This window comes from Campylobacter coli LMG 9860, assembly GCF_000254135.1.
GTDB lineage: Bacteria > Campylobacterota > Campylobacteria > Campylobacterales > Campylobacteraceae > Campylobacter_D > Campylobacter_D coli.
This window is the reverse complement of sequence record NZ_AINS01000079.1, coordinates 1-7,322: the sequence shown is the minus strand read 5'-3', so window position 1 is coordinate 7,322 and position 7,322 is coordinate 1. Positions and strand designations below refer to the sequence as shown.

The following is a 7,322-nucleotide window of genomic DNA, read 5'->3' as shown; positions in this document are numbered from 1 at the left end:
ATATAAAATAAGTATAAATTAATTATAAAAAAAGTATAATCTAATTATCAAAAGGAATTGAAATGAGTAGTATATTAAATGCCTATAATGAAGCAAAAATACTTCAAGAACAAAAACCAAACAATGCTGTTGTTATTTCTTATTTAAACTATAAAGGGTATTATCCAAAAATACAAAATATAGATCTATTGATAATACAAGGTGCATTAAAAGCTATACAGCAAAACAATACAAATTTTGAAGATAACGTGAAACTTAAATATGAAAAATGAAATAGTTAAAGATAATAAAGAAATTGAAACTTTTGAAAAAGTAGGCAAAGTTATGGCTGAAATAGAAGTCAGCAAGCAAAAGGCTACTTTAGCTCAAATTGAAGCCACTAGAGAAGACAATCAAAGACAATATGATTTTGCTGTTAATAAACTGACTAAAGAAAATAAAAAATGGCACAAATCTATGAATATAGCATGTACTGCAGTTTTTATTCTTCTGATAGCTAGTCTTTATCTTATTTTATTTACTGAAAAAATAGAAATAGGATTGGGCTTGCTCAGTACAACATTAGCAAGTGTTTTTGGATATTTAGCAGGTGTTGGTTCATCTAAAACCTAGTTGGACTTGGAAAAACTATTTATGAGTAATAAATATGAAGGGCATAAAGAGACATTAAGTAAAAAATCACAAAACAAAAATAAGGAAAACCAAAATGACAAAAACACAAGCTTTTATAGATGGTTTTGTAGGTAAGCCTATAAAAAACGAATGCTTTAATTTATGGGATTTAAATGCTATTATAAGAGAAAAACAAGCAAAATTATATAAAGAGAATATTGAATTTAGAGAGAAACAAATTGAAAAAATCACAAAACAAAAGTAATATTATTTTAAAAATTTTTTTATCACGCAAGTGCGCTCTAGTCAAGTTCTCTTTGCTTTGGTATTAAGGCTGTGCAAATAAGCGAGATACAAGCAATAACGCCAAAATACACAAAAAAGCCCCATTCTATGCCAAGTGCTTTAAATTGCAAGGCTACATAATTCACGCTTCCGCCGAAAAGTCCCACACTTATCATACACCCAAGTCCAGCACCAAGTGCACGAATTTGGGGTGGAAAAAGTGAGGTTTTAGAAATAGCTGCCACAGCTGTGTAAAAACTTAACATAAAACACATAAAACAAACTATAACAAAGAGCAAAAACTCATTTGACCCGTTTAATGCTACGCTTTTTAAAGCCATAAAAAGCGGATAAGTCCCTACAAGACAAAAACCAAGATAAATGAAGAGTGAAATTTTAAAGCCTATTTTATCGCTAATTGCTCCGATAAAGGGTATAGCCACGCACAGCACAAATAAAGAGCCTAGCATAATGTTATTGGCTAAGATTGTATCAACGCCGTTATTTATCATAAATACCTTAGGATAAACTGTGATTGCATAAAAGCCTATGGTGCAACCAGCCGTTACGCCTATTACTATTAAAAGGGCTTTGTAGGATTTAAAAAGGGCTTTAAAGCTCCCTCTATCAGTATAATTTTCAAGGACTTTATGAGAATTATCCTGTATAAAACTTCTAAAAAAGAGGCTTAAAACAGCCAAAACTCCGCCCACGAAAAATAAAATTCTCCAACCAAATTCTTGCATTTGTTTTTCATCTATAAACAAAAATAAAAGGCTAATGCTTGCAACCGCAAGAAGTTGTCCGCCGATTATGGTAACATATTGAAAGCTTGATACAAAGCCTCTTTTGCCTTGTGGGGCAATTTCTGTTAAATAAGCTGCAACTATACCAAATTCCCCGCCAACTGCTATGCCTTGAATAAGCCGCAAAAGCAGCAAAAGCACCACAGCCATATCTCCAATTGCTTGTTTATCAGGCAAAAAGGCTATGCCAAAAGAACCAAATGCCATAAAGATGATAGAAACTATCATCGCCCTTTTACGCCCCTTAATGTCAGCCATTTTGCCAAAAATAATGCTTCCAACAGGCAGCATTAAAAAGCCAGCCGCAAAGACACCAAAAATTTCAATTTGCGCAAAAAGTGTTGAAGTGGCATTAGAAAAATTATGAGCAAAATACACAGCCGCAAAACCATAAATATAAAAGTCAAACCATTCAACAAGATTGCCACTACTTGCAGCGATAACAGAGTGAATTTGAGCCTTTTTGCTTAGTTTGGTTGTTTGCATTTTTGTCCTTTTTGCTGAGAATTTTAGCCAAAAAATTTTAAATCAACATGAATTTATGCTATAATTGATAAAAGGTTGGTTAGTAAATTGTCCGAGCTAACCGCAAAAAAACAATCGGTGAAAGTGTTGTTTTTATCCTTTGTATCTTTCAAAAGCTGTAATTATAAAAGTTCTTTTATTTCCTTTATATTCACTGCTTAAACCTATAATATAATTTTTATATTCTATTCTATATCTTATGTTGTTTTGGTTATTTAATTTCCCCTTATCGATAATATCGCTAACTAATTTCAAGTCCAACTCAGGATGCTTATCGATAATATGAGCTAAACCATAACCTTTATGTTTTATCTTATCTATTACCTCTCCCCAAACCAAATCAATATCTCCTAAATCTTTTCTATGAAAAGCCCCAGCTACCTGTCCTTGTTTTTCAATGAGTAGTTTTTGTAAAGCACCTTTTCCATCGTGATAATATTCTGCATAATTTTTTCCAAATTCTTTTAAAGAACGAGATAAAAATCAAGGACTTTAAGCCCTTAATTTTTATTTATCTTCGCTCCTTTCTTTTAATTTAATAAGATTTTTTAGCGCATAAGTGCCTATTTTTCCTGCTATTTTTTTATCTGTAACCTTATCTATTTTTTTGCTTTCTAGCTATAACTTGTTTTATTTTCTTAATTCTTTCTTCTCTAGCTTTTTTATCATTTTGTATTTTTTCATCAAGACTTTGTTTTACGCTTTTTTTATTCTTTTTCTTTACTTCTTTTGCCTTAATGTTCTCTTTTATATCTTCCATTAAGTTTTTTTTAGGCTTAGCTTGGGTAGAATTTTTAAAAGAATGCTGTAATAAATCGCCTTCCACATTGGTAGTACTGCCTTTAGTGGTTGCAGGAGTTGGCGTACCTGTCAGCATTGCTTTATTTCTACGATTTAATCTTTCCAAATCCTTACCTTTTGTTTTATTAATATGTATAATTTTGCCACTATCTTTTTTTATGGCTATATTGCCAACCTTATCATCTTTTAAAGGTTTAGCTATTAATGCCACTTCATCATCATAGTTTTTAAAAAAATGAGTAGGATTGTCTTTTATCTCTTTAATTACCTTAAATACATCTGCTTCGTTTTTAAACATTTCAGGGTGTTTTTTAGCCATAGCTTTTAAATTTACCACCCATTCATCTTTTAAAATTCCTGAAACATTATTAATCCATTTTTCTACATTAAATTTAGCAGTATAATCACTCTTTGCTTTGCTCGGATCAGCTTTATCCATGAAGAAGTTGTCGCCTTTGATAACACCTTCTTTTATTAGTGCATCTTTTAATATTTTATTTTGTTGTTTATCTACTTTAATATAATTATCCAAAGCATCTTTAAAAATTCTACTTTGTTCTTTATCCGCTATTTTTATGTTTTTAAGATTAGATATAACTTCTTTATTGGTTTTAGCAAGTTTTAATGCATCTAGTATTTGATTTCTTAATGCTTGTTCTTTAGCACTTTTCATAAAAGGAACTAAAGCATGTATTCTAGCAAAAACACCACTTATTAATATCCTATCAAAAACACCCTGTATTGTTGTGGCTATTGAAGAATTTGTTTTTTTGCCACTACTAGCTAAAGCCGTCATTATTAAGTCTTTATTGTTTTGATAAATTTTTGCATAAACATTTACTACTTCTTTTGCATATTTTAAATCTTTACTTACAAATTCTACATTATCCATATCTTTTGCTAGGTTCTTAAAATCATATCCTATATCTTCAATTCTATGTTTTGCTAGTAATGCATTAAAAGCATGTTTTTCATTTGCTTTTCGCTCTGCTTCATTCATACCTTCAAAAGCTCTTTTTAAATCTTTGTCTTCATTGATATTTCTAGCACCATTAGCTATTCTTTGCGCGAGTGCTTCGGGTGTTTCTTGGTCTTTGATTTTTCCTAGATAACTATTATTAAAATTTTCTTTTAACGCATAGTTTTTATTAGCATCTTCTAAAATCTTCTTTGCTAGTTCTTTATCACTTGCATTTTTTATCATAGTTTCATCTAAAGTATCTTTTACTAGCCTATAAGCTTCTTTAGTATTATATGTCTTATTTCCTGTGGCTAATTGCTTATTTATAGCACTTCTTAAGTTAAATATTTGCTCAGCACTTAAGTCTTTATCAATAGTATCTTCTAGAAAGCTACTAATATTTGTTTTTATATCTTGCTCTAAAAAATTGTTGTTTTTAAACTCTTCAATCTTTGCTAAATCTTCTTTGCTTAACCTTATTGAGCCGTTGTTAAGCTCATCTATACTTTTTATAGCTTGAGCGTATTCATTATTAATTCTTTTTTTATAAGAGCTATTATCTTTTTGCCAAGCCTTAACATCAAACTCGCCATTTAAACCTGTTTTGTTCTTAAATACTTCATCTTGTTCTTTAATTATATTTAAAAAAGAAATACTAGCATCCTTATCAGCCTTTAAAACATCATCTAAAAAACTTCCTATTTCGGGATAAGCTTGAGCTGATTTTAATAATATTTCTCTTCTTTGAGTAGTTGGAACTCCTTGTAAAGTATTTGAAATATTTTTTAAAATAGCACTTGTTCTTTTAGCGCTATCTTGTATAAATTGTGGATTATTCTTGTTAAGTCCTTGCTCGACAATGTTTTTTAATATTTCTATTGTAGGCTTTCCATTTTCTAAGTATGTTGGATTTTCTTTTGCTATAAGTTCATCTATTTGTTTTTTATTCTCTACATTTTTTGTAAGATTATTAAAAATTGTTTCTGCATTTTGCAAACCACCATCTGTAAATTTTCCTATCATAGGAATATCTTTTTGGGTGATTTTATCTATAACCCTATTACCTAAATTACCACCTTTTACCGCCATGCCATCTATCATATCTTTACCGGCCCTTGCTCCTGTTTTAGTCATATTATAGGTATTTTTTAAAACTCTTGCTCCTTTGGCAACTCCAGCAAAAGCTGCATCACCTATTAAAGAAAGTCCTGCATTTTCACCCATAAGCATAAGAGCTTCTTTTAAATTTGCATCTTGATTTGTATCTTTTGTATTTCCGTAGTAATCGTATCCTGCTCCCAAAGATGCACCTAATGCACCACCTGCAACCATACCAACTCCACCGCCTAGCATGCTACCACCAATTGCACCTGCTGTTCCTAGAGCTACACTAGCACCATTATCTCTTATTCCGCGATATAAATTACCCATTGTGCTACCTTGCACTTTAGAATAATTTCCGTTATTATCTTGCACCCAATAAGAGCCATCATCATCTTGTAATAATTTTCCGCGCCCTGATTTTTGTAGCTCATCGCCTAAATCTCTCATAAATTGATTATTTTTTCTTGCTACTTCATTATCATCAGTAAAAATAGGTTTAGAGGCATTAAATTTAGACTGCTTATCTAAAATATAATCACTCAAATCATCAGCATTCATGGATGGATTTTTATTATAATCATATAAATCCCTTTTATATTCACTAACATTTCCCATAGGATTTGTTAAATTTTGGTCTTTGAAATTATATTTTTCATATTCTTTAGCATATTTATCTTTATTTTTATAAAAATCATTGATTGCTTCATTTTTTAAACTTGCTAAATATTCATTTGTATTTTGATTTTCATTTTGACTTACTTCATCTTGCAAAAAAGAAATAATGTTATTTTCTTGCGGTTTTTCTAATAAAAATTCTCTTATATTCATTGTATCAATCCTTGTTTTTTTAATTCTTCTACGCTAACTTGCATTTTTCTACCTGCTTGATTAACTAATATTACATTACCATTAGCATCAGGTTCTGATATTTGAGCATTAATTCCATTAAAGCTAACACTATGTAATTTTGGAGTATTTTGATTTTGCACTTCTAATGTATTTTTGGCTAAATCGTTTTGTATATTTTGATTAGTTGTTGAATTATCTATAATTACTGCATTTTTACTAGGTTTTGAGTATTTTTCATCCCAGTAAAAAGCTTTTACTTTTGGGGCATAGTTATTATAAAAATTCATATTCTTTTGATAGTCTTCTATAGCACTTTGTTTCTCCATATTTGTTTTTGCGTTTCCTAGTCTTTCTTCTAATTCCATTTTATAAGAGTTTGGAGCTTGTGCTAACCATTCTCCTGCTAATGCTTGAGCTACCCTTTGATTATTTGCTTCCATGGTATAACCATTAATAGGGAAATTGGCTTGTATATTCTCTAAATTCCATTTAGCATTTTTACCACCTCTTAATAAATCACTTTGCATTCTTTTTAAGAATAAATCACTTGCATCATTTAAATCCGTGCTTTGACTTCCCCATCCACCAAAAGCACGCTCTATAGCTCCATTCCAAAATCCATGTGTAGTATCGTAGGTTTTGCCTTGATTGCTTGCTAAATCTAAAAACTGAGCATCTGCTTTATATCTTGTATTATTTGGTAAATTTGTATTGCTTTGACCATCAAAACCTTGAGCATTACTAAAAACTTTATTTAATAAATCTTGCTCTTTTTGTTTTGTATTTATCTCATTTTGCAATTTTTGGAGTTCTAATAATCCTTTTTGATAATTTAAATCCTTGTAAGCCTTATTAGTATTTATTGCTTGCTGTCTTAAAGCATTTTGCATGGCATATTGTCTAGCTCTTTGATTATAATTCATTTGCCATTGCTGATCTGCTATATTTGCTCTTTCTTTTTGATAATCAAAGTTTCTCTCATTTTGCAAAAGCTGATTATTTTGCATAGCCTGATTAAATTCCATTTGTTGCTTTCTTAAATCTTGCTCTTGCTGAAACTCATTAGCTTTAACTTTATCATCAAAACTTTTGCTCATGATGTCATATAAGACACCACCGACTTTTCCTGCGTTTTGTATAACGCCTGTATCAGGATTAAATACTACTCTTTGTGGGTTATAAAATGCCATTTTGTTTCCTTTATTCTTTCTTTTAAAATAAAGGATTTAAGGAAGTTTGTGTATAATTTTAAAAGGGTGCAACGCCAAAGGGTTGCCGCCCTTTAGCGTTAATTTACCGCCCAGTTGGGAGGTGATTAAATTGCTAACCAAAATTATAGTTATAATTATACTACTTTGTATAATTATAGTCAAGGCTTA

Annotated in this window: 7 protein-coding genes; 3 read left to right on the top strand and 4 right to left on the bottom strand. The window is 30.4% G+C overall.

The window, feature by feature from the left end; translation table 11 throughout:
- The first annotated feature begins 62 nt into the window (after positions 1-62).
- The 3 genes from CCO88_RS08710 (at position 63) to CCO88_RS10720 (ending at position 877) form a co-directional block, all read left to right on the top strand.
- A complete protein-coding gene (locus CCO88_RS08710) occupies positions 63-272 on the top strand; it encodes a hypothetical protein (protein WP_002782211.1) in 210 nt (69 codons plus the stop codon).
- Positions 262-612 carry a hypothetical protein gene (locus CCO88_RS08705; RefSeq protein ID WP_002840225.1) on the top strand — a complete coding sequence of 117 codons (351 nt, stop codon included), beginning with the start codon at positions 262-264 and terminating at the stop codon, positions 610-612. The genes CCO88_RS08710 and CCO88_RS08705 overlap by 11 nt, the downstream gene beginning before the upstream one ends.
- Positions 613-706: 94 nt before the next feature.
- Positions 707-877 carry a hypothetical protein gene (locus tag CCO88_RS10720; protein ID WP_002840224.1) on the top strand — a complete coding sequence of 57 codons (171 nt, stop codon included), beginning with the start codon at positions 707-709 and terminating at the stop codon, positions 875-877.
- A 37-nt stretch (positions 878-914) separates the two neighbouring features.
- Here CCO88_RS10720 and CCO88_RS08700 read toward each other — a convergent pair whose 3' ends face one another.
- The 4 genes from CCO88_RS08700 to CCO88_RS08685 form a co-directional block, all read right to left on the bottom strand.
- Positions 915-2,189: an MFS transporter gene (locus CCO88_RS08700; RefSeq protein WP_002840223.1), complete on the bottom strand. Its 1,275-nt coding sequence runs from the start codon at positions 2,187-2,189 to the stop codon at positions 915-917.
- 132 nt (positions 2,190-2,321) lie between these two features.
- Positions 2,322-2,627 carry a putative barnase/colicin E5 family endoribonuclease gene (locus tag CCO88_RS10945; RefSeq protein WP_162136879.1) on the bottom strand — a complete coding sequence of 102 codons (306 nt, stop codon included), beginning with the start codon at positions 2,625-2,627 and terminating at the stop codon, positions 2,322-2,324.
- 196 nt (positions 2,628-2,823) lie between these two features.
- Positions 2,824-5,922, bottom strand: a complete 3,099-nt coding sequence (locus CCO88_RS08690) for a hypothetical protein (RefSeq protein WP_002840221.1) — start codon at positions 5,920-5,922, stop codon at positions 2,824-2,826.
- On the bottom strand, positions 5,919-7,133 hold the full coding sequence (locus tag CCO88_RS08685) for a hypothetical protein (RefSeq protein ID WP_002840220.1): 1,215 nt from the start codon (positions 7,131-7,133) through the stop codon (positions 5,919-5,921). The genes CCO88_RS08690 and CCO88_RS08685 overlap by 4 nt, the downstream gene beginning before the upstream one ends.
- Positions 7,134-7,322: the final 189 nt, after the last annotated feature.

Excerpts from the sequence above, each read along its gene's own strand:
- CCO88_RS08710 (WP_002782211.1), top strand. The coding sequence starts at position 63 with ATGAGTAGTATATTAAATGCCTATAATGAAGCAAAAATACTTCAAGAA.
- CCO88_RS08705 (WP_002840225.1), top strand. The coding sequence starts at position 262 with ATGAAAAATGAAATAGTTAAAGATAATAAAGAAATTGAAACTTTTGAA.
- CCO88_RS10720 (WP_002840224.1), top strand. The coding sequence starts at position 707 with ATGACAAAAACACAAGCTTTTATAGATGGTTTTGTAGGTAAGCCTATA.
- CCO88_RS08700 (WP_002840223.1), bottom strand. The coding sequence starts at position 2,189 with ATGCAAACAACCAAACTAAGCAAAAAGGCTCAAATTCACTCTGTTATC.
- CCO88_RS08690 (WP_002840221.1), bottom strand. The coding sequence starts at position 5,922 with ATGAATATAAGAGAATTTTTATTAGAAAAACCGCAAGAAAATAACATT.
- CCO88_RS08685 (WP_002840220.1), bottom strand. The coding sequence starts at position 7,133 with ATGGCATTTTATAACCCACAAAGAGTAGTATTTAATCCTGATACAGGC.